We start from the raw sequence: 21,912 nt of genomic DNA on the forward strand, positions 1-21,912 counted from the left end.
GTCTGATTAACTGCAGAAGGTTATGCGAAATTATTTCGCGCCTTCGAGTGCTTTTTCAGCAAGTGTAAAATATTCACCAACATGAATACTCACGCCGGAAATTGCATCAGTTTTACCTTCAGCTGTAAGTTCTGGAGCAGCGCCTTTTTCAAGGAAGTATTGCTCAACTTTAGCGATCTCTTCATGCCATTCAGCGGAAGCGCCGCCAGCTTTCATACCGTATTTACCATCGATGGAGAATTGTTTCTTGTCGTCGCCAGCAGCATTTACACCACTGAATTTAACAGCAACAACGTTACCGTTAGCAACAGTCAAGTCAACAGTGGATTTCCAACCAGAGTCTTTATCCATTTCGCCTTCAGCATGGTAGCCTCCGTCTTTGTATTGACCAGGTTCAACAGGTCCAGCAGCCAAAGCAGCTTGAGCAGCCTTCACAAAGTCAGATACGTGTACAGATACGCCGGAGATAGCATCAGTTTTCCCCTCAGCGTCAAAAGTTATAGCTGCTGGATCTTGTTTTTCAATCAGGAAAGCTTCAGCTTTTGCTGCTTGCTCGTGCCATTCAGAAGAAGCACCACCAGCTTTCATGCCATATTTACCATCTTCGGAAAGTTTTTTCTTCATATCGCCAGCAGTGTTTACGTTAAATGCATCCCAATCAGCTTTAGTGATCTTTCCACCTTCTACAGTTAAGAGTGCGAAATATTGCCAGCCAGTTTTAGCATCAACATCGGCAGTAGCATAGTAAGTTCCGTCTTTGTACTTAGCTGCTTCAGTTCCTGTGTTAGTGGAATTAGTAGCTGTACTGTTTTCTGTTGGAGCATTAGTAGCTGCCGGGGTGTTGTCTGTGTTGTTTCCACAACCTGCGAGCAAACTACCTAGGATAAGGGCAGTCGACAAGATTACTGATGTTTTTTTCATTTGTTATGACCTCCAAAAATATAGTTTAAAATATATATATTAAAATGTAAAACATTTTAATAGTAATGCGAAGTGATAAAAATCACTTTATAAATGATATTTGTCACTTTAATCATGGGGTGAAGTGCCAAACTCTAACAGTGTCATGACATATATCGGCATACAATAGAAAAAAATTTAACGATGTTGTTTCAGCTCCGAGGGCATTCTAGCACATAGAGCAGATAACTCATGTGAAAAAAATCACTTAAAAAATTAAATGTTTAATTTATATCTGGATTATATCAAATTTTAAAGGATTTGAATACCTTTTTTTAAACTATTATTTGACAGGATGTGACTTATTTTAGAACGGGTCAGATTCAGGGGGAATAGGACAGGGTAATGTAACGATAACACAGTACCCTAATTAATTCAGCTAAGGAGATGAGCATATAATGGACAACAACGTGTTTAAAGGAAAATGGAAACAGCTCAAAGGCGAGGCCAAGAAGCAATGGGGCAAGCTTACTGATGACGATCTTGATGTGATTGATGGTGAGAAGGATAAATTGGTAGGGAAACTGCAAGAACGTTATGGTCATTCGAAAGATGAAGCGGAAAAAGAGTATCAAAGCTGGGGACGTTCCTATCGTGATTAAGTAAATTAGCTAAGGCTATAATACCTAAATATATAATGTTATAGGAAGAGCGCAAATCGTATACGATTTGCGCTCTTCCTATGCAACAATTAGACGAACGGTGGTTAAGCTATGGTATTATTATGAGATGAAATCTGTAATTTATCTTGTGCTACCGGGAGCAAATCTATGGGGTATCTTAAAATTTTTTTCGGGAATACCGCAATTCTTATAGCCGTGGCCTATTTGGCTAATCTGATATATAAACATACAATTTCAAATGCAACGGTAGGAATAAAGAAGGCAAGCTGGGTGATTCTGGCGATCTTTGCCGGTTGGGTCAGTACTCTTTTTGGTTATAATCTGGACGACCATGTGATCTTTGATTTGCGTTTTGTACCTTTAATTATCTCGACGCTGGCGTATCCTAGGCCTATCACTCTTGTGTTGATTGGTATAGGAACGGGACTTACAAGGTTAACCTTTGGGGTGAACGAGGCAGCGGTGGCAGGGATGATTAATTTGTTTACTTTGGGATTTATTTGCGCCGCACTTAGTTACTGGGTTAGACGTTCAAGCCTCAGTATAGTGAATCAGGGTTTGATCGTTATTCTGATCATAAATCTAATGAATGCAATAAACATTATGATATTAGGCGTTATCCCAGTGGAAGAGTACATAAAAGAGATTATGCCAATTACGTTCCCTGCGGGGTTAATTTTAAGCATTTTATTTTCATTAATTATCCGTGATTTTCAACTTGGTCTCCTAAGGAACGAGCAGATCCAGCATGCTAACGAACAGTTGTCTGCTCAGACTGAAGAATTGCATAAGAATAAGCTTGTACTTGAAGAACGTGCTAATCAGTTAATGATGGCGTCTCAATTCAAATCGGAATTTCTCGCAAACATGTCGCATGAGCTTAGAACTCCACTGAATAGCATTATAAATTTATCGCAATTAATTGAAGAAAATGATGATTCACTAACTGAAGAAGAAATAAAGGAGTATGCGGCCATTATCCATCGTTCGGGGGATGAATTGTTGATGATCATCAGCGATATTCTGGATCTGTCCAAGGTGGAGGCGGGACGACTGGATATTATAAATGAAGAATTAAATGTTAGCGAGATTCCAGAGTTGCTGGCTATGCAGTTCGCTGTGACGGCCAAGCAAAAAGGACTGGAATTTCATATCTCTATGGATGAGAATGTCCCTACAATGATTCATTCCGATCCACATCGAGTGCAGCAGATTCTGCGTAACTTGCTCTCTAATGCTATTAAATTTACAAAGACAGGTTACGTATCGCTGCAAATCCGCAAGCAGGAATGTGGAGAAGGGGATACCCTTCAGCGTTGGCTTGTATTTGATGTGGAGGATAGTGGCATAGGAATCCCGCCGGAGAAGCATGACATGATCTTTGAAGCCTTTCAACAGGCAGACAGAACTACTAACCGGAAATATGGTGGAACAGGACTAGGACTTTCTATTAGTAATGATTTGGCCAGATTGCTCGGCGGGTTCATTTCTATGGAGAGTGAGGAAGAAAAGGGAAGTACATTTTCGCTTTATTTGCCCCTTGAAACGGATAGTGAGTAAAGCTCCAATATTATTTGGTGATTTGGCGTATTGACAGTAGATTGATGCGGAGTAGAATGAAGCCAATGCCGCATCTAAGGAGTGTTACCGCCTCTATGGACAACATGGAAAATAAACATCAGGTTACGGTTTCGAAACGTACTCGTAAACCCTCAGTACATCGCAGAAATCTGCGTATAGCAACATTGGAAGGTGTGCCATCAACTATCTTTCAGGTACTGCTGCAAGGGCAGTTTCTAACAGGATTCCTTCTATATTTAGGAGCCTCCTCTAGTCAAATCGGATTTGTGCTAGCGCTTACTACATTAGTTAACGTGGCGCAGATCGGTGTAGCTTTTTTAATTCAGAAGTTGCCAAGTCGCAAATGGGCCATGGTTACTTTTATCGGTCTGCATAGGATACTTTGGGGTTCTACGGGACTGATCCCGTTTATTTTTCCTAAAGAATATTGGGTTATCGCATTTATTGCTTTATACACCACTGCTTTTATTGCCAATACCGCTGGTGGTGTGCTGTGGAGCTCAGTGATTAGCGATCTGGTTCCAGCGCGTGTACGTGGACGTTATTTTGGAATTCGCAACACGGTCCTGAATGCACTTGGAAGTTTGGTTATGTATGGCGGCGGTATTATTCTGGATCGTTATCCCGGTGGTCATGGTTTTCTGGTTCTATATATTGTTGTCTGGATCTTCTCGTTATCTAATGTCGTAGTGTTCTTTTTTTATCCGGATGTGCCTTTCGAGAAATCGGAAGAGCATAAGTTTTTGCCTATGTTTAAGAAACCGCTTAAAGATACATTATTTATGAAATCAACCTTGTTTCTGGCTGCCTGGCTGTTGTTGCAGAACCTAACGGTTCCGCTATATTCTTATGTCATGTTGCAGTTGCTTCATATTAATTATGAAACGTTGTCATTGCTTAATGTGTCCCAGACTGTGTTTATGATGGCTAGCTTCTACGTTTGGGGTAATCTAAATGCGAAATACAGCAATAAGCGACTGCTGTTTTTTACTTTGCCTATTATTGCGTTGTCTTCATTGATGTGGGGACTCTTATCGGTGATGCCGATGCTGCCGGTGTTATTTGCGGCTCATATTGTTTTTGGTGTTGGTGTAGGCGGTTTCAACCAGCTGGCCTTTAATTTTATTATTGGAGACACACCGAAAAAAGAGCGTCCGATGTATATGGCTACATATGCGGCGCTTACGGGTTTATCATCTTTTTTTGGTCCGCTTATTGGGGGGCAACTATATGAAAGAATTGCGCACTGGCCGCAATGGACTCAAGTATACGGTATGCAGCTGGTGGTAGGGACGCTGATGATTGCTCTTGCGTTTCTGCTAGGTCGTCGTATTCTAAAGGACTGAATAAGAAGTAAAGGGGGTTATTCCTTGTTAAGGATAGCAATGGTATTAGGTGCCACCGGATTGGTAGGCAAAGCGGTTACGGAGGAATTATTAAATCGCGATGGTTGGGAAGAAGTGAGGGTGCTTGTACGGACACCGTTGGCCATAGAACATCCCAAGCTTAAGCAAATCGTTGTAGATTGGGAGAACCTAAGGAACTATACAGAATCGTTCGACGGGGTACATTCCATCTTCTGTTGTTTAGGAACCACGATAAAGAAGGCGGGTTCACAAGAAAAGTTTGAACGAGTCGATTTACATTACCCGCTTGATGCTGCAGCCATAGCGAGAGAACAGGGTGTTAAACAGTTTTTGGTCGTCTCTTCGATAGGAGCAAATGCGAAATCGCGTAATTTCTACAGTCGGACTAAGGGAAGAGCGGAAGAAGGGTTAACCGCTATTGGATTTCAAGGCTTGCATATATTTCGTCCTTCCTTGTTATTGGGCCAACGTGAAGAATTCAGATTAGGAGAAAGAGTCGGAGCTGGATTGATGAAAGTGCTGGATCCCGTAATGGTGGGCAAAGCAGCTCAATATCGTGCCATACCTGGCACTACAGTAGCAAAAGCTATGGTGAACATTGCGTCTGCAGATACCCATGGATTACATATTTATATGAATGAAGTAATTCATGTGATTGGGAAACGCTAAGCTCTCAGGGGCTCTAATAAATTTGCATTAAGATGAGAACAGGACTTACAATGAACAATAAATGATCAGCGCATAATGGAAAGGGGTAGTAAAATGAGCAAAAAACAAGTAGCTACAACCAAAGCACCCGGAGCAATTGGTCCTTATAGTCAGGCCATCACCACGGGTAGCTGGGTATACACTTCTGGACAACTTGGTCTGAATCCGGAAACGGGAAATTTGGCGGAGGGCGTACAAGAACAAGCACGTCAAGCGCTTAGCAATGTTCAAGCCATTCTTGAAGAAGCTGGTGCAACGCTGGACCATGTAGTAAAGACAACTGTTTTCTTAAAGGATATGAATGATTTCGCGGCTGTTAATGAGGTGTATAGCACCTTCTTTAAAGAACCTTATCCTGCCCGCAGTGCCATTGAGGTTGCGCGTCTGCCTAAAGATGGACTTGTTGAGATTGAAGCGGTAGCTCGGAAGAAATAAGGCGTTATCTTTTTGCACTTTTATTATTTTACAAAATGGCAGGCTAAGGTGGATAACCCTAGTCTGCCATTTTTTGCATTATAATCAGTAACTTCTATATCTTCTGTACCTATTGCGGCGTGGTTTGAACAGTAACCAGATGCTGTAGATCAGCAAGAGACCTGCTGTAATCAGACCCGTTAAATAAACATTGCTGGTCTCTTTGTGTTCTAATGCAACCGCGATGAAGGCCCACACGAATACCAGCGGATATATGCTATCTCGGTAAGGGTAGCTGACGAGTATTGCAAGTAGAGTCCCCACGCAGAGCATGATAACGCCCCAAGTGCTACCGCTAAGGCCCAAACCTCCCCAATGATTTTTCTCTAGAACAACGCTGATGTTCACGATAGTAGCCACAGAGATCCAGCCAAGGTATATACTAAAGGGTAGTTTCAGCAACCATTTCTCACCTGAGGTAGGGTTTGTGATCAAGCGTGTTTTTCGATAAATGACAATCAGTGTGATTAACATGAGCACCATAGCAACCAGTGAGAGCTCAATGTATAAATATTGCCAGAGGAAGAGCCAGCTCATATTAAAAATACAGCTCAGAACAAACCAGAACTGAATCGCCCGTACAGAATCTCTAGAGGCTGTATAAGAACGAAATTGATAAATAACGAAGCCGGCTAACAATAGATAAATCAAAGACCAGATGGAAAACGCGTAACCGGCAGGAGTGATGTAGGTCTGATATTTATCAGAGATTTCTCCAGTGCTGTGCCCGCCTAAGGGTAAGGTTACCGATAGCGCATTCACAATAATCACACTTAAAAAGAACAAAAGATTCCACCATTTATAAGGATTATAACGTCTCAAAGAATTCACTCCCTAGCTTTTTTTAATAGGGTAATACCTACTTAAAATATACCCGCTTTCAGCACAATTAAGACTATAAAGAGAAAATAAATGACTTGTGAGTCACAATATTCATGGATAGCATGGTAGTGGTGCAGGGTATTTTACGATAGTGACTAGAACATTGATTGAAAATATGCTGAAATGAATCAAATTTATGGGTGTTTCTATGTACTTCAACTTTATTTGCATAAAAATCTGCAGAAAAAATGCAGAAACGTTTTTAAATCAGCGCTTTTTCGTATAAGATGAAGAGATGAAGATTCAAGAGCAGATTAGTTTTATCCCAGTTCTTTATCCTTATATTTCTTACAGGAGCGTATCTCATCTCTAAAAGGATGGAGAAACTACTTCTACTTGTATAGCTTCAAAATTTATTTCTCGCGGAAAAGGTTGCAGTTACCACCTAATGGTGGCGACTGGTTCTTTTTTTGCTTGCTTAAAAGACAGGAGATCACCGATGACAAAGCACCTTTATGCAATATGGTTGGGGGATGTGTTATTTTGCTTCTCTGGCGAAACTTCGGAGCCTAAGGTTGACGCTTGGACCCGAGTGGTGAAGCGGCTGGAGCTGCAGGGAGGAGTGCGCCCCTTTGCGAGTGCTGCTCTGCGGTTGGCAGAAGTGAAATATCCGGCTCCTCCTGTAGAGGGGAAGCCAGCACGACGTGGATTGCCCGGACGGACATTCGAAGGGCTTGCCTTAGTCCCTAGCGATGCATTTGAACTGCTTCTGGCATGGGATGAGACGTTGTGCCGAGATCAGGGAGTGGAGCCTGGCGGCGAATTGCGCTATTGGGCAGCGGCAGCCCGCTTTGCGCTGGAGCTGATGGGTACTGGGGGAGTTACGCCAGGAGCCTTGCCACCGCGTCCGGTAGGTTCGCGTCGACGTGGTGGTGAACAGGCAGCAACAGTCTGCTGGTCTCCGGCTTTTCGAAAGCAGGAGGATAAGGAGATCTTTCTGCAGCTGGCAGCATCTATGCCGGTGTTGGCTCTAGGGACGCATATCGCTGAGGCGGGGGATTTATCCTCGCGGGAAGAGGCTGGCGCCTATGTGTTGTACTCCTTTATGCAGGCAGTAATGACTGCAGAGATAAAGAGAGTGATTGCGGGCATTGAAAGTGAACTTACACCTTACAAAGCCAACTATCGCCGCGGTTATTCCCCTTTAACGGAGTTATGGTGGAATAGCCTTCTTACAGGAAGCAGGGATATACCTGTTCAGGGAACTCAAGCAGAGGTGACAGATCTTCTGGCTACCGTGAATGAGACCGCTGGAAGCGATGTTCCGCAATCTGAACCTGAAGAAGCGCGGAGCGGACAGCTGGGTCTTGGGTTACGTCTCGAGCCACCTGGAGAGAATGACGAAATCTGGCGGTTAACCTTCTGGGCAGAGAACAAGGAAGAAGGCGAATTCTGGATTCCGGCGAAATCCATCTGGAGCAGTAAGGAGCGAGAGTTTACGTTATGGGGCAAACGCTATCGCAATATACAGCAGCAGCTTCTTATAGCGCTGGGGCGAGCAGCAAGAATCTCTCCTGATATTCAGCGCGCTCTTGATAAGCCTGCACCCACGGGAGCGGATTTGGAACCAGAGCGTCTTTATTTCTTTTTGAAGGAGACGGTGCAGCAGCTGCGTGAGCGGGGAATAACCGTGCAGATGCCATCGCGCTGGAGCCGTGAGGGACGCCGCCGGATTGGCATGAAGATGAAAATGCAGCCGAATGTTAGTGGAATTGATAGTCCTGCACCTGTGGCTCTTGGGATGGAAGAGCTGATTTCATTCCGCATTGAAGCTTCGCTTGGGGAGAGTACAATCAGCGAAGAAGAATTGAACGCATTAGTGGAAGCTGGCGTACCTTTTGTACGTTTCCGCGGGGAATGGATTGAAGTAGACCCTAAAGAAATTCGCCAGGTTCTTAGATATATGAAACGCCATGAAAATGGGGAAATGACCGCAGCCGATTGGATGCGGCTAGAGGCTGAGGATGGCGATGAGCGACTCTGGAAAGGGATGTCGGTCACGGGGATGGAAACATCCGGGCTATTGTCATCGCTGATGCGGGGAGACATTTTGCGTAATCTTCCGGTCCGCCCGGTGCCTGAAGGTCTGCATGGAACGCTAAGACCTTATCAGGAGCGCGGTTATCAGTGGCTTTCAGTCCTTAGTGGTCTTGGCTTTGGAGTGTGTCTGGCTGATGACATGGGTCTCGGGAAGACGGTGCAGGTCATCACCTGCCTGCTGGATCGGGCATTAAGTGCTCCACCTGAAGAGAAGCAGGAGCCTGTACTGATTCTATGTCCAACATCACTTTTGGGGAACTGGCAACGGGAATTACAGCGCTTTGCACCTTCGCTCAAGGTTCACATTCATCATGGTGGACGCCGTGTGCGGGGGGACAGCTTTTTAGAACTGGCTGCCAGTCATGATATCGTATTAACGACCTATCACTTAGCGGGTCGTGATAGTGAGGATTTAGCGAATGTTCACTGGTCCACTGTGGTGCTGGATGAAGCTCAGTATATTAAGAATCATCGGACGAAACAGGCACAAAGTGTGATGAAGCTATCGGCGCCGCATCGCATAGCTATGACAGGGACTCCGGTAGAGAACAGACTAGGGGAATTATGGTCTATTTTTCACTTTTTAAATCCGGGCTATTTAGGGACCTACCATTCCTTCCGGCAGCGTTATGTGTCTGGTGAGGGGGGAGAACGACTGCGGGAATTGCATCGCTTGGTGTCCCCATTCTTGTTACGGCGCTTGAAGAGTGATCCGGATATTTCTAAAGATTTACCGGAGAAGCTGGAGCTGAAGTCTTATTGTCCGCTGACGGAGACACAGGCAGCCCTGTATCAAGGTGTTGTGGATGAAATGCTTGGCGTGATCGGAGAGAGCAGTGGGATGGCTCGCAGAGGGCTCGTATTGTCTTCTCTGACGAAGTTGAAGCAGATTTGCAATCATCCACAGCTCTTCCGCAAAGAAGAAGGGCGGGGTCTGCGAAATGAACATTCCGGTAAAATGGAGGTCATGTTCGAGATTCTGGACAGCATTGCGGAAGTCGGAGAATCTGCGTTGATTTTTACTCAATATGTAGCAATGGGTGAGCTCTTGGTTAGCAAATTGACTAAACGTTATGGAACAGCACCATTGTTCTTGCACGGCGGAATTCCAAAACGAGAGCGTGATGAGATGGTCCATGATTTTCAAGAGGGGAAAGGTCCATCCTTCTTCGTACTTTCGCTTAAAGCGGGTGGGGTAGGGCTGAACCTTACAAGGGCTAACCATGTAATCCATTACGACCGTTGGTGGAATCCGGCAGTTGAGAATCAGGCGACAGACCGGGCGTTCCGAATTGGTCAGGATAAAAATGTTCAAGTGCATAAGCTGATTTGCCAAGGTACGTTGGAAGAACGCATTGATGAATTGATTGAACGTAAGAAAAATCTTTCCGAGCAAGTTGTAGGCTCTGGCGAAACATGGTTGACTGAGATGTCTAATCATGAGCTGAAGGAGCTTATTGAATTGCAGGATCAGGACTGGATGTAAGACAGATATGAGTTTTACGGAGGGATCAAACAATGAGTGAACGGTTAGAGATGCGGCTGGAAGTTGTGCCTGGATTAGTGAAAGCAGCATGGACGGTGCTACCTGGGAAAGTGACGGGAGGCTCACGGTCAAAAGGTGAATCGAATACCGGCGCTCCTGCTCAGGAACAACAAGCAAATCAACCTCTCTCTCTGAAGGTTCCGGTATGGCATGCTTCCCGAAGAAAAGAAATATTGCGAAGTCTGGCACTAAGTCCAGGAGAAGTATTTGCCTTGCTGCAAGGGCGTTTGACGGGTGAGCTGGCTGAACTTGAGCTTTTGCCTACAGATAGAGAGCTGGAGCAAGCCCTTTTTGAGGGTGAGGAAGTGGAGCATAAGGCGGAGACGCTGAGGCTTATTAAAGAACGTCTTGCTGAAGAGCCGTTACTGGCGCTTTCGCTGAGAGGATTTACTAAAGGAGAGCTCTTGGACGGGATTTTTGCCCTTTGGGCTGAAGGGGATATTTCCAGCGACGAAGCTGAAACAGAGGAAGAAGAAGTCTCGGTTAGTGATCTTTCTACGGAATTGGCTCGGCTTGAACGCAAGGGTCCGGCTATTTCCTCTGGCGAATGGCTGGCAGAAGCGGCTGCTGAAGGTTCGCTACATCAGCCTGGGCCACAGTTCCATGATATTGCAGCTAGACCGTTTCCTTCGCCGGTAGTTGTAGCTGAAGTTACAGAAGACTGGGGAACGCTGCTACCGCAGACGCCTAAAGCCATTGAGGGATTGACTTTGATTATGCAGCGGGTTGCAGAAGCGTCTGCACGTCGGGCCAATAAGGGTCTGATTAAGAAGTAGCCGGACATACGAAAGCCGCATCTCTGATGAGAATGCGGCTTTTAATCATTCTAATGCTGTTCACTGGAGGGAGAATCACCCTCGGAAAGTTCTAGAATCTCACGGCGAAGACGCAGCATTTTCTGATCTAGTTCATCAGCGGCGCGCGCGGCTTCTTTTAGTTCCTCGGCAACATGGGAAGGAAGCTGTTTATCGAATTTATAATACAAAATATGCTCCATGCTTGCCCAGAAGTCCATAGCCAGGGTGCGCAGCTGTATCTCAGCCTTGACCCAGCGTGTTCCTTCCAGCAGGACGAGTGGGATTCCCACTATAAGATGAAGGCTTTGATATCCGTTTGGTTTAGGATGAGCTATATAATCTTTAATCTCAAGCACGCGGATGTCTTCGCGTGTACTAAGATGGTCTACTAAACGGTAAATATCTTTAACAAAGGCACATACAATCCGCATTCCGGCAATATCGTGAATATATTGCTCCATATTTTCCAAGCTGAAACCGTAGCCTTTGCGCTCCATCTTTTGAAGAATACTCTTGGGTTCTTTGATTCGGCATTTGACATGTTCGATGGGACTGAAGCCGTCGCGGGATTGCCATTCCGTCTTGATTACATCGATTTTATTCTGAAGATCATTTAACGCGTGACGATAAAGGGCCGGCAAAGCTTCGAACTCGTTTACCAGTTTGGCGAAATCCTCGTTGCTGTTACCTTGCCACTGTTGCAGATCCTTAACGTGTACCTGTAGCTGACTAAGCGTAAGCTGTGTGCTCTCATGTTCTTCCACTGAAACTCTCCCGATTTCGTTATTTGTGATAATTCTATTTTAACCGATGTAGAACCTCTGACGCAAAATTACATTCAAAATCAGGAAATATAACCCATAAGTGTAAGGGGGAAGTGGCTTAAATCAATTAGTCTGGATTTTATAGGAACATTCTCCTCTAAATCGCGTATTAAAGCACATTAATGAATCTACTCGATACATTTGGTATGATAGAAACACGTATCGCTGGAGAGGGAGGAACTGTAATGAGTTTTATCAAAAAAATTAAAGATAGCGCGAGCCGGGTTACCGAGAAAGCTCAAAACTCAGTAGAGATCGGCAAGCTGAACGGACTTATTTCCGATGTTGAACAAGAGATGGAAGTTGAATTTACGAAAATGGGCAAGCTTTTTTACGAAGGATATCGTTCAAAGGATATGTCGGTAGCTGAAGGTAAAATGGTAGAGCTGTCCCGTAACTGTTCCAAGCTTCAGGAAAAAATCGAGGTTCTGCGGACACGAATTGCTGAGCTGAAAAATGAGCGGCTATGTTCATGTGGTCATATTGTGGCGCTTGATGCTAACTTTTGTCCGAAATGCGGAAGTAAGCTGGAGCCGTTGTCCGCTTCAAGAAGGGTGCCTTCTACACCGGTATTTGTTCAATCTGTGAATGAAGATGATGAAGATCAATATTATGGTGCGGATGAGCTTACGGATGAAGAGAAGGAGATTGCGATGAAGCTGCACCCGCAGAGTGTGGTGTATGCTGAAGTTCAGCACCCGGATGATGAGCTGCCACTCGAAGAATATAAGGCGAGTGAACAAGATATTGAGCGGGAACGTAAACAAGCTGAGCAGCTGGAACGTGAAAGAAAAAGACAACTTGAGCTGGATCGCCGCTTTGGGGAATGGCACAAGAATGAGCATCAGGAGGAATCTGCAGTCACTGAAGATAACGGTGTGCGAGATATGATCCAGTGCCAAATCTGTCGGAATGAATTACCTAAGGGCTCCTTATGGTGTCCGAGATGTGGATCAGAGCAAATATAGTACGGATTTCAGTCAGCTTAGGGGGACAACAAGATGGAACAGCTGCTGCTGCATCTGCGCAATCTGGGCTTCACGGAGATGGAGTCCAAAATTATGGTAGAGCTTGCGACAAAAGGCCAGGCTTCTGGCTATGAGGTTGCCAAACAGCTCGGAGTTTCAAGATCGAATGTGTACGCGGCGCTACAACGCCTTACGCAGCAGGGATATGTACGATGTGGCGAAGGAGAACCTGCGCGGTACAGTGTTCTCAATCCAGAGGAGCTCGCGACCATGATCTCGGGACGGGTGCAAGCTTCACTGGCATATATGGAAAGTGAGATGCCTCGCGGTGGACCTGTTAGCCCTTCGTTTTATAATGTGGAAGGGGACCGCAATGTATTGGGCGCTCTTATTCGCCAACTTAATATGGCTGAGCAAGAGATCGTAGTGGATATGTGGCGTGAGGAAGCGTCACTTCTGCGGAGTGAACTTGAACAGGCGGAGTTGCGTGGCGTTAGACTCTTATGGGCGTTTGACGGAGGCAATGCTGCTCCGGCCTCTTATCCGGTATGGCCGCCTCTCGGAAGAGATCCGCAGCGACAGGATGGACGGAAGTTCTCATTCGTGATCGATCGGAGCTGGTGTATGCTCGGGATGCGCTATGAAGATGGATCAGCGCAAGCGGTTGTAACCGAGCACCCGGTGTTAGTGGATCTGCTATTGAATCATTTTTCGCAGGAAATGGTGTTGTTCGAGCTGGAGCAGGATATGGGCGCCGAATTAGAAGAACGTTATGGCGAACGTTACAGCAAAATTCACAGCAAATATGTTATGTATGATCCAGGCGATGATGGGGAAGAACAGGCGCAGTAGCTATTACAGGGAGGTGAAAAGCATGGAATGTATCGTACATTTTGAAGTGGTGCATGAGGATGGTCCTAAAAAATTGCGTGGACTGCTGTTTCTGGATAAAGGAGCAAGTCCCGGAGAAGCAGAGCTAGTTGAAATGTTCAAGGACATGAAATTTAACGTGAGACTGGAAGACCGCGAGAAATTGATCTTTAAGCCGGTAAATCCGGGCGATTTCGTGGAGATTCGAATTACGGGTTATGATAACGGACAAGAAAAGAGCAAAGATGATCATAATTTAAAATCTATCGCCCGAAATTTATTGCCACAAAAACCGACAGGTCTTTAAAGTGGGGAGAAAGGATTCATTGATGGGAGAAGGAGGAGCACTATGGAGCTGTTGAGACAAAAGGTGTTGAAAGAAGGTATTGTACTCGGGCAAGGCGTGCTCAAGGTAGATTCTTTTCTGAATCATCAGATGGACCCCTTTCTAATGCGTGAGGTTGGCCGTGAGTTTACCCGCCGTTTTTCCGGCGAAGAGATTACGAAGGTACTGACGATTGAATCTTCGGGGATTGCTCCGGGGATTATGACGGCATTAGAGCTGGAGGTTCCGCTGATTTTTGCCCGTAAGCAGAAATCGTTGACGCTGACAGAGGATATTTATGTAGAAAAGGTTTACTCCTTCACGAAGAAAGAAACGAATGAAATTACCGTTTCCAAGAAGTTCATTGCTCCGGGAGAGCGGGTTCTGATTGTCGATGATTTCTTGGCGAATGGCGAAGCCGCCTTCGGGCTTGCTCGTATTGTTGAGCAGGCAGGGGGAAGCGTGGTTGGGATTGGTATTGTGATCGAAAAAGCATTTCAGCCGGGGAATCGGCTTCTGCAGGAAGCTGGCTACCGGGTAGAATCGCTCGTGCGAATCGCTTCGCTGGAGGACGGAACAATTTCTTTCGTGGAAGAAGAGGAAGGGCTGCTTAGCTGAGACTCTTTAGTGTAAATTCGAAGGAAGTAAACATTAAAACAGCAAGAGACAGGTTTATAAGCCTGTCTCTTGCTGTTTTTTTGTGTTATGCAACGGGTATGGCTTACCCGTTGCCACCGCATGCCGCTGCAGGATCGGTGTGGCGCTGCGCGCTAACCGCCGCCAGCGGCGAGAGCACCCGCAGCGCCCCTGGCTCGCAGCGTGCGGCAAGTGGCCCGTTGCCGAAGCTCTCGCCATCGCCGATCGCCGGCCGGGCCTCTGCGAAGTTGACGGCTACGCTACGTCCACGCAGCATGGACACGAAGGGCAACGCTACATGCTTGCCCTTCAGTACCGTTGGGAACAGCCGCAGCAGTTGCCCGCGGCTGCACCCATGTACGACGCAGACGTCGAGCTGGCCGTCATCGGCCTTCGCCTGCGGGCAGATCAAGAGCCCGCCGCCGTAGCTGGGCAGGTTGCAGACCGAGACCAGCCATGCCTTCTCAAAGACGTGCTCCGTCCCGTCGCACGCAACACTCACCCGGCATGGCTTAAACGTCATCAGCGTATGTAATATGCCGATGATATAAGCCAGTTGGCCTGCGCCAATGGCGTTGCACAGCCGTTTGTAACGGCTGGCATTCACATTCTCGGCCACCTGTGCATCAAAGCCGTTGGCAACTGCTGTTAAAGTCAGTCCATTTGCACCTGAGATCAGATCAGCTTCGATATATCGCTCGCTAAGTGCGGCTTCCAGTGCAGCTTCAGTCGAAAGCGGAATGCCGAAGCCGCGTGCGGAGTCGTTGCCGGAGCCGGCTGGAATGATCGCCATGGGAATATCTTTGCCGCGAAGGGCACCCAAAATGCTGTGCAGCGTGCCATCGCCGCCGATTATAATCGCGGCCTTCCAGTCCTCACGGTGTTTAAGTGTATTTAGAACGAGAGCTTCTGCACCCTCTGCGCTATGCGTAAACAAGGTCATATATGGCAGCATCCGCTCTTTCATGAGCGCCTCTACAGTATGCCAGGTCCGCCCGCCTGCGCCCCCGCCGGAACGCGGGTTTATGATGAATAGATACATTTAAATTCCTCCAGCCTGTAGAATTCCGTTGATGCCCGTCTTTCCATTGTAAGGAGTGGATGGGCAAAAGGGAATACTTTTCAGCGATAAGAGGTGTTAGTTCAGTCGTACTTATAGATGTCGAATCTGACTTTCCGCGATATCCCCCACCCAAGGAAGCTTATACCATTTGCTGCTCAAAGCCTGATAGATCATAAGTAGCCATATAGCAAAGCTGCAAAGAGAAAGGATTGCACTCATCAGGGAGCCGAGGAAAGGAATAAATCCGGTTAGAACATGGAGGATCATCAGCACGCCGAACGTAAGCAGGGATTGCAAAGCGTGGAACAGCACGAAGCGGTTGCGTTTCTCCAGAGCGAGAAAGACCACACCGCCAATAAAAGGAAAAAAATAGCACAGCGCGCCTGCAATATTATCAGGCAGTCCGGTGGATGATTTGAAAGGGGACAAAGGGTTCACTCTCCTTCTACTTGGACAAGAAGGGATGGGGTTAGTTAGCCAACCCTTCTTCCTTAAAGCCTATGACTTGTCAGGAAAAAGTATGTTTAGCTCATTGAGGGTATAATATATTTTTCCACCAGTTTACGAGGGCTCTTCCAATTGTTTGTCTTGCTCTCTGCTGTAAAGACCACAACCGCATCTAACTTTGGCAGGAGAAGGATTTGCTGTCCGCCATGCCCATGCGCAAGCTTGTAGGGTTGACCGCTCATTGTACCCGTCCAGAACTGATATCCATAATCTCCAAAAGCCGGATATCCCGTAGTCTGTGCGGTTAGCGCTTCTTGCAACCAATGATTTGGAATGATCTGCTGCTCTGCATATACACCGTCATTAAGTAAACAAATTCCGAATTTAGTCATATCTCTTGAGTTTAAATACAGACCAATATGTCCCATACTGTGTCCCTCAGGACTTGGTAACCAAGCGGTGTGGGTCATTCGAAGAGGGCTAAATAAATGCTCAGCTGCATAGGTGAACGCATCGAGACCTGTACTTTCACTAAGAATCATCGAAATCAGATGGGAGTCAATACTACGGTATTGAAATTGACCGATATGTTCCGGAATTATGTTCATACTAAGGGCAAAGGAACCCCAGCGTCGACTACGATGGAGATTCCGGACGAAAGGCTCACCTAGCTTTTTGCCCGTGATCCAGCTAAATCCGGAAGTCATGGTGAGCAGATGACGGAGAGTGATTTTAGATAAATGAGGGGAGTGAAGGTATGGAACATGTTTACGTAGTACCTTGGAAACCGAAATATCGATATCGGGGATATCTCCCCGATCGATAGCAATTCCGGTAATTGCGCTGATAAAGCTTTTGGTTGCAGACCTGAGATCATTTAATGTCCCGGCATGATGGTTGCCGTAGTATCGTTCGAAGATTAGCTTACCGTGGCGGGCAATAAGCATACTATGCATCTTTGGATATTCCTTTTGAATTACACAATGAGCCTGTTCAAGACCTTCCCGACGAGTTGCAGTTTCCTCTGGTAGCGCGATGGTCATCGCGGGAACTATGTTATAAGCTGAAGTCAGTAATGGTGTAGTTTGGCCCATAGAGTTCTCCTTTTCTTGCTGTGGTAAGTAATAGGTGTGGCCAGCTATAAAGCATATTGTATTTTAACCCGACACGACGAATATGACTTACGATGATCATAATAAAAAATAAAAATTTTCCAATTAGCACATTTTACAAGGAAAGGTGGAAGTTGGACCGGAATATGATACAATATAACGATAAGGCCCGAAAGGGGTGATTCAGTAAGTGGCTCTTCGGGTAATAAAAGTGTCAAGGAGCTATCGTTCATCAGGCGTCCTTACTCTCAGCCCAAATCACGACGAACCTGCTTCACCGGCGAACCAGTATCTCAAGGCTTTGAAGCTTTGAATTTTACGTTTTGGCGGATAATGCAAGCCACGTATGTGTAATGGTTACTTCACTTGCATTCGAGGTTACGGCGTACTTTTCATCATGCATTCTCTACAACGGAGCATTCATTTTCAATGTTTTGGGAGGGAACTGATCATGGCAAGTAAAGGTCATAACGAAGTCAAGGAAAGTTTACGGGAAATGACACGCATTTTCCGGCCCAAAGATCCCAAGAAATTCGTAAAGGAGTACGTCCGAAAATATCGGATTACCGGAGGCTATGAAGAAGAACTGACCATGGTCGTGGAGCATGAGCTGGTAAAGATGAATTCATCCGTCTCCTAGCTAACAGATACGAGTGTCACTTACTTACTTTTGACATCATTTTGAGTAATAACATCCACGAGGATTCTTATAAACCGTGCCCGAGCAACGTTTGTTGCAGGAATCGGTTTTTTTTGTATGGACATTTATGAATAAGAAATATTGTCTCTCATAAAATAGTCAAATGAATTAATAGACACATTTCACAATGAATGCGCTTTTATGATCATTTTTTATTTGATTGCGTTTTCAAAAGAAACGCATAAATGCAGGCGGGACAAGGGATTATTATGTCGAAAATTACAATGTGAACTAGTTGTGAACGATTGACAAAACTTTCCCTTAAACTTATATTAATAGTGATTGTTATAATTGACAGAAAAAAACAGGAACCTACGAAATCGGGAAAAGCGGGGTAGATCAATGATGAAAACGTGGCAAGCTGTAAAGCGACTCCTTCCCATGACCGCTATGTTTGGTCTCTTTCTTGCCGGGTGCGGCCGTGAGGACTTGTCAGTGCTCAGACCACAGGGGCCTCAGGCGGAAATGTCTTATGGATTAATGGAGCTGTCGATCAGTATTATGATCGTCGTGTTGCTGATTGTCTTTACGATTGCAGCTTATGTACTGATCCGTTTCCGTCGAAAGCCGGGTCAGAATGAAATCCCTGAGCAGGTTGAGGGTAGCATCAAGCTTGAGATTCTCTGGACGGTCATTCCGCTTATCCTCGTAGTGGTACTGGCAGTTCCAACGGTGAAGGCAGTATTTGCCGCAGGAGATGATCATGCCAATGACAAGGATGCGATTAAGGTTAAAGTAACCGGCCACCAATATTGGTGGGAGTTTGAGTATACCGATTACAAGGTGACTACAGCGCAGGATCTAATTATTCCAGTAGGCAAGGACATTGCTTTTGAACTGGAAACTAAAGACGTGCTGCACTCCTTCTGGGTCCCTTCCCTTTCCGGTAAAATCGATACTAATCCAGCCGGAACGATTAACCGCTTCAGCTTCAGTGCACCTAATGAAGGCGTTTACCGCGGAAAATGTGCGGAGCTATGCGGACCGTCTCATGGATTCATGGAATTTAAGGTGAAATCGGTTAGTGAACAAGATTTTCAGAAGTGGATAGATTCCATGAAAGCACCTGTAGCTGTGCTGCCAGAGGATCCTGCTTTAGCTGAGAAATTCAAAGCAGCGTGTCTGACTTGCCATGCTGTAGGTGATCAAGGGATTAATAATGCGCCGAACTTGACCGGAATTGGTTCTCGGGAGTCGATAGCAGGGATCCTGCTCAACGATGATACGAGGGAAGATGGTGCGCCAATTGAGGAAAATCTCAAAACATGGCTGCATGATCCACAATCGGTAAAACCGGGCAATCTGATGCCTAACCCCAAAGATCTAGGCCTAAGTGATGCGGAGATTGACGGCATTGCTGAGTATCTGGCCAACTATAAGCTGGACTAATGCCTTAGCCTAAAGGCGGGCGGAACTTTCGAAAAAGGGGGTACGAACTTTGGCTCAAGCAGCACATACCTTGAATTCATCCAAGCCTCTGGGGCATGGCCACAGTGTGAAGCGCCATACAGGACTTATGGATTGGCTAACAACCGTCGATCATAAAAAAATCGCAATTTTGTACCTATGGGCCGGAGGATTATTTTTTGGTATCGGCGGGATTGAAGCACTTCTGATTCGCTGGCAACTCATCAAACCAATGAATGACTTTTTGGACGCCCAAACGTTTAATGAACTCATTACTATGCATGGTACGACGATGATCTTCCTCGGCGTCATGCCAGTCATCTTCGCCTTAATGAATGCCGTCATACCGCTACAGATTGGTGCGCGTGACGTAGCCTTTCCTTTTCTAAATGCTCTTGGCTTCTGGACCTTCCTGTTCGGCGGAATTCTACTGAATCTCAGCTGGGTAATGGGTGGCGCTCCTGATGCCGGATGGACCTCCTACACCCCACTATCTACGAGTACATACAGCACTACACATGGTGTAGACTTTTATACGATCGGTCTTCAAATTGCCGGATTAGGTACCCTTATCGGGGGGATTAACTTTCTAGCCACGATCATTACGATGCGTGCGCCGGGAATGACCTACATGCGGATGCCGATGTTTGCTTGGACTACTTTTATTACTTCCGCAATTATTTTGTTTGCATTTCCAGCAGTTACAGTAGGTTTAGTACTGCTGACATTCGATCGGATTCTTGGAGCCAATTTCTTCGAGGTTGGAGCTGGGGGTAATCCGGTGCTATGGCAACATATCTTCTGGATATTTGGTCATCCGGAAGTATATATCCTCATTCTGCCTGCCTTCGGAATTATATCGGAGGTCATCCCGACTTTTTCGCGTAAGCGACTGTTCGGGTATAGCTCGATGGTGTTCGCTACCATCCTGATTGCCTTCCTGGGCTTCATGGTTTGGGCTCACCATATGTTCACTACCGGACTTGGTCCTGTAGCCAACGCGTTGTTCTCTGTTTCGACGATGCTCATTGCAGTTCCGACCGGAATTAAGATTTTTAACTGGCTGTTCACGATGTGGGGCGGGCAAGTGCGTTTCACGACACCGAACCTGTTCGCGGCAGGATTCATTCCTACCTTTACAATGGGTGGTGTAACTGGTGTCATGCTGGCATCGGCGCCTGCTGACTTTCAGTTCCATGACACGTATTTTGTTGTAGCGCATTTCCACTATGTTATTGTCGGCGGCTTGGTGCTTGGCTTGTTTGCAGGTCTGCATTATTGGTGGCCGAAGATGTTCGGTAAGATGCTAAGTGAGAAGCTGGGCAAATGGACCTTCTGGACATTTATCATCGGATTCCATCTGACCTTCTTTGTACAGCATTTCCTTGGACTTATGGGGATGCAGCGCCGCGTATTCACTTATTTACCGAATCAGCAATTTGATTTGCTGAATTTAGTCAGTACAATCGGTGCTGGGCTGATGGGTGTCGGTACGATTATTTTCTTAGTGAATTGCTTCATAACTTCAAGAAAGCCAGCAGATGCAGCGAATGATCCGTGGGAGGATGGACGTACACTGGAATGGACGATTCCTTCGCCACCACCGGAATATAACTTCAAGCAAACGCCGCTTATCCGTGGTATTGATGCATTCTGGAAAGAAAAAATGGCAGGAAATAAAGGTATGACTCCGGCAGAACCGGTAGGCTCGATCCATATGCCGTCTGCAACCATATTGCCGTTTACTATGTCTGTTGGGATATTCATAGCTGGACTTGGCTTTATGTTTAGCCGGGATGACTTCGGTAATGCCTTTATGAGCTTTTTATTTAATAATTATATCGTTACTGCGATTGGTCTTATTATTACATTTGGATCTATGCTGATACGTTCACTGTATGATGATCACGGATGGCATATTGAACCCGAAGAGCTGGAAGGAAGTGAGCGGACATGACAACGGCACATGCAGAAGCTTCTAAGGACACCCTTCCGCACGAGCCGGAAAAAGCTACGCTCGAAGGCCGAAACAAGGTACTTGCCTTTTGGTTGTTTCTCGGCGGAGAAGCGGTGCTGTTCGGCACGTTGTTCGCTACGTTTCTTGCACTGCGCAACCAAACGAATGAGGGACCATCAGCGAATGAGCTGTTTCACCTGCCGCTTGTAGCTGCTGCAACATTCCTTCTCCTGGCAAGCAGTCTGACCAGTGTATTCGCTATCCAGGCGATGCATAGAAACCGTCCGGCAGTGCTTCGTAACTGGCTTTTGGTGACTGTAGCCTTAGGGCTAAGCTTCCTAATTCTAGAGATCTATGAGTTTACTCAATATGTAAGACACGAAGAATTCGGAATGACTACAAGTGCATTTAGTTCGGCATTCTATACACTAGTAGGCTTTCACGGTGCGCACGTAGCCTTCGGGATTGCGTGGATCTCCATCCTGATTGGGCAACTTATGCGTAAAGGATTAACCGTAGTTACTGCACCGAAGATATATGTGTCAGCTATGTACTGGCATTTTATTGATGTGGTATGGGTCTTCATCTTTACGGTTGTATACCTACTTGGAAAGGTGGGCTAGAC

Annotated in this window: 21 protein-coding genes; 15 read left to right on the forward strand and 6 right to left on the reverse strand. The window is 46.0% G+C overall.

Features of this window, described 5'->3' with window-relative positions; genetic code table 11:
• Positions 1–30: 30 nt before the first annotated feature.
• Positions 31–921, reverse strand: coding sequence for an FMN-binding protein (locus tag NST74_RS02445; RefSeq protein WP_341110263.1), 891 nt, complete (start codon positions 919–921; stop codon positions 31–33).
• A gap of 437 nt (positions 922–1,358) precedes the next feature.
• Between NST74_RS02445 and NST74_RS02450 the strand changes: the two genes are divergently transcribed.
• From NST74_RS02450 to NST74_RS02470, 5 genes are all read left to right on the forward strand, one after another.
• Positions 1,359–1,562, forward strand: a complete 204-nt coding sequence (locus NST74_RS02450) for a CsbD family protein (protein WP_042123776.1) — start codon at positions 1,359–1,361, stop codon at positions 1,560–1,562.
• A 168-nt stretch (positions 1,563–1,730) separates the two neighbouring features.
• The gene (locus NST74_RS02455) at positions 1,731–3,143 is read left to right on the forward strand and encodes an ATP-binding protein (protein ID WP_341110264.1); all 1,413 of its coding nucleotides are present in this window, start codon (positions 1,731–1,733) and stop codon (positions 3,141–3,143) included.
• Positions 3,144–3,238: 95 nt separating this feature from the next.
• Positions 3,239–4,510: an MFS transporter gene (locus NST74_RS02460; RefSeq protein ID WP_445668121.1), complete on the forward strand. Its 1,272-nt coding sequence runs from the start codon at positions 3,239–3,241 to the stop codon at positions 4,508–4,510.
• Positions 4,511–4,534: 24 nt separating this feature from the next.
• Positions 4,535–5,200 carry an oxidoreductase gene (locus NST74_RS02465; RefSeq protein ID WP_341110265.1) on the forward strand — a complete coding sequence of 222 codons (666 nt, stop codon included), beginning with the start codon at positions 4,535–4,537 and terminating at the stop codon, positions 5,198–5,200.
• Positions 5,201–5,293: 93 nt separating this feature from the next.
• Positions 5,294–5,674, forward strand: a complete 381-nt coding sequence (locus tag NST74_RS02470; RefSeq protein ID WP_042123782.1) for a RidA family protein — start codon at positions 5,294–5,296, stop codon at positions 5,672–5,674.
• An 84-nt stretch (positions 5,675–5,758) separates the two neighbouring features.
• On the opposite strand, the gene NST74_RS02475 is transcribed toward NST74_RS02470, so the two are convergent.
• Complete coding sequence (locus NST74_RS02475; RefSeq protein WP_341110266.1) at positions 5,759–6,535, reverse strand: tryptophan-rich sensory protein; 777 nt, start codon at positions 6,533–6,535, stop codon at positions 5,759–5,761.
• Between the two features lie 499 nt (positions 6,536–7,034).
• On the opposite strand from NST74_RS02475, the gene NST74_RS02480 reads away from it, so the two are divergent.
• Together NST74_RS02480 and NST74_RS02485 are read left to right on the forward strand one after the other, a co-directional pair.
• Positions 7,035–10,121 (forward strand): DEAD/DEAH box helicase, encoded by a 3,087-nt coding sequence (locus NST74_RS02480; protein ID WP_341110267.1) that lies wholly within the window; start codon positions 7,035–7,037, stop codon positions 10,119–10,121.
• Positions 10,122–10,153: 32 nt separating this feature from the next.
• The gene (locus NST74_RS02485; RefSeq protein WP_341110268.1) at positions 10,154–10,957 is read left to right on the forward strand and encodes a hypothetical protein; all 804 of its coding nucleotides are present in this window, start codon (positions 10,154–10,156) and stop codon (positions 10,955–10,957) included.
• 50 nt (positions 10,958–11,007) lie between these two features.
• Here the strand turns inward: NST74_RS02485 and NST74_RS02490 are convergent, their stop codons facing one another.
• Entirely contained in the window at positions 11,008–11,682 is a 675-nt protein-coding gene (locus tag NST74_RS02490; RefSeq protein WP_076116925.1) for a GTP pyrophosphokinase, read from the reverse strand.
• Positions 11,683–11,987: 305 nt separating this feature from the next.
• Here NST74_RS02490 and NST74_RS02495 point away from each other — a divergent pair, with 305 nt between their 5' ends.
• Genes NST74_RS02495 through NST74_RS02510 form a run of 4 tightly spaced genes read left to right on the forward strand, consistent with a single transcriptional unit; the run spans position 11,988 to position 14,583 of the window.
• On the forward strand, positions 11,988–12,770 hold the full coding sequence (locus tag NST74_RS02495) for a zinc ribbon domain-containing protein (RefSeq protein ID WP_341110269.1): 783 nt from the start codon (positions 11,988–11,990) through the stop codon (positions 12,768–12,770).
• Positions 12,771–12,803: 33 nt separating this feature from the next.
• On the forward strand, positions 12,804–13,622 hold the full coding sequence (locus NST74_RS02500; protein ID WP_076116690.1) for a TrmB family transcriptional regulator: 819 nt from the start codon (positions 12,804–12,806) through the stop codon (positions 13,620–13,622).
• A 22-nt stretch (positions 13,623–13,644) separates the two neighbouring features.
• Positions 13,645–13,947: a hypothetical protein gene (locus NST74_RS02505; protein WP_042123792.1), complete on the forward strand. Its 303-nt coding sequence runs from the start codon at positions 13,645–13,647 to the stop codon at positions 13,945–13,947.
• 42 nt (positions 13,948–13,989) lie between these two features.
• Positions 13,990–14,583 (forward strand): xanthine phosphoribosyltransferase, encoded by a 594-nt coding sequence (locus NST74_RS02510; RefSeq protein ID WP_341110271.1) that lies wholly within the window; start codon positions 13,990–13,992, stop codon positions 14,581–14,583.
• A gap of 103 nt (positions 14,584–14,686) precedes the next feature.
• Here the strand turns inward: NST74_RS02510 and NST74_RS02515 are convergent, their stop codons facing one another.
• The 3 genes from NST74_RS02515 to NST74_RS02525 form a co-directional block, all read right to left on the reverse strand.
• Complete coding sequence (locus NST74_RS02515; RefSeq protein ID WP_341110272.1) at positions 14,687–15,643, reverse strand: diacylglycerol/lipid kinase family protein; 957 nt, start codon at positions 15,641–15,643, stop codon at positions 14,687–14,689.
• 111 nt (positions 15,644–15,754) lie between these two features.
• Positions 15,755–16,093: a DUF4870 domain-containing protein gene (locus NST74_RS02520; RefSeq protein WP_341110273.1), complete on the reverse strand. Its 339-nt coding sequence runs from the start codon at positions 16,091–16,093 to the stop codon at positions 15,755–15,757.
• Positions 16,094–16,188: 95 nt separating this feature from the next.
• Positions 16,189–17,205, reverse strand: coding sequence for a serine hydrolase domain-containing protein (locus NST74_RS02525; protein WP_341110274.1), 1,017 nt, complete (start codon positions 17,203–17,205; stop codon positions 16,189–16,191).
• A gap of 469 nt (positions 17,206–17,674) precedes the next feature.
• On the opposite strand from NST74_RS02525, the gene NST74_RS02530 reads away from it, so the two are divergent.
• The 4 genes from NST74_RS02530 (at position 17,675) to NST74_RS02545 (ending at position 21,910) form a co-directional block, all read left to right on the forward strand.
• Positions 17,675–17,863, forward strand: a complete 189-nt coding sequence (locus NST74_RS02530; protein WP_042123803.1) for a hypothetical protein — start codon at positions 17,675–17,677, stop codon at positions 17,861–17,863.
• Between the two features lie 402 nt (positions 17,864–18,265).
• Complete coding sequence (gene coxB, locus NST74_RS02535) at positions 18,266–19,312, forward strand: cytochrome c oxidase subunit II (protein WP_042123804.1); 1,047 nt, start codon at positions 18,266–18,268, stop codon at positions 19,310–19,312.
• Between the two features lie 127 nt (positions 19,313–19,439).
• Positions 19,440–21,287 (forward strand): cytochrome c oxidase subunit I, encoded by a 1,848-nt coding sequence (gene ctaD / locus NST74_RS02540; RefSeq protein ID WP_341115812.1) that lies wholly within the window; start codon positions 19,440–19,442, stop codon positions 21,285–21,287.
• A complete protein-coding gene (locus tag NST74_RS02545) occupies positions 21,284–21,910 on the forward strand; it encodes a cytochrome (ubi)quinol oxidase subunit III (RefSeq protein WP_042123806.1) in 627 nt (208 codons plus the stop codon). The genes ctaD and NST74_RS02545 overlap by 4 nt, the downstream gene beginning before the upstream one ends.
• Positions 21,911–21,912: the final 2 nt, after the last annotated feature.

Source organism: Paenibacillus sp. FSL F4-0125 (genome assembly GCF_038008565.1).
Taxonomy (GTDB): domain Bacteria; phylum Bacillota; class Bacilli; order Paenibacillales; family Paenibacillaceae; genus Paenibacillus_AQ.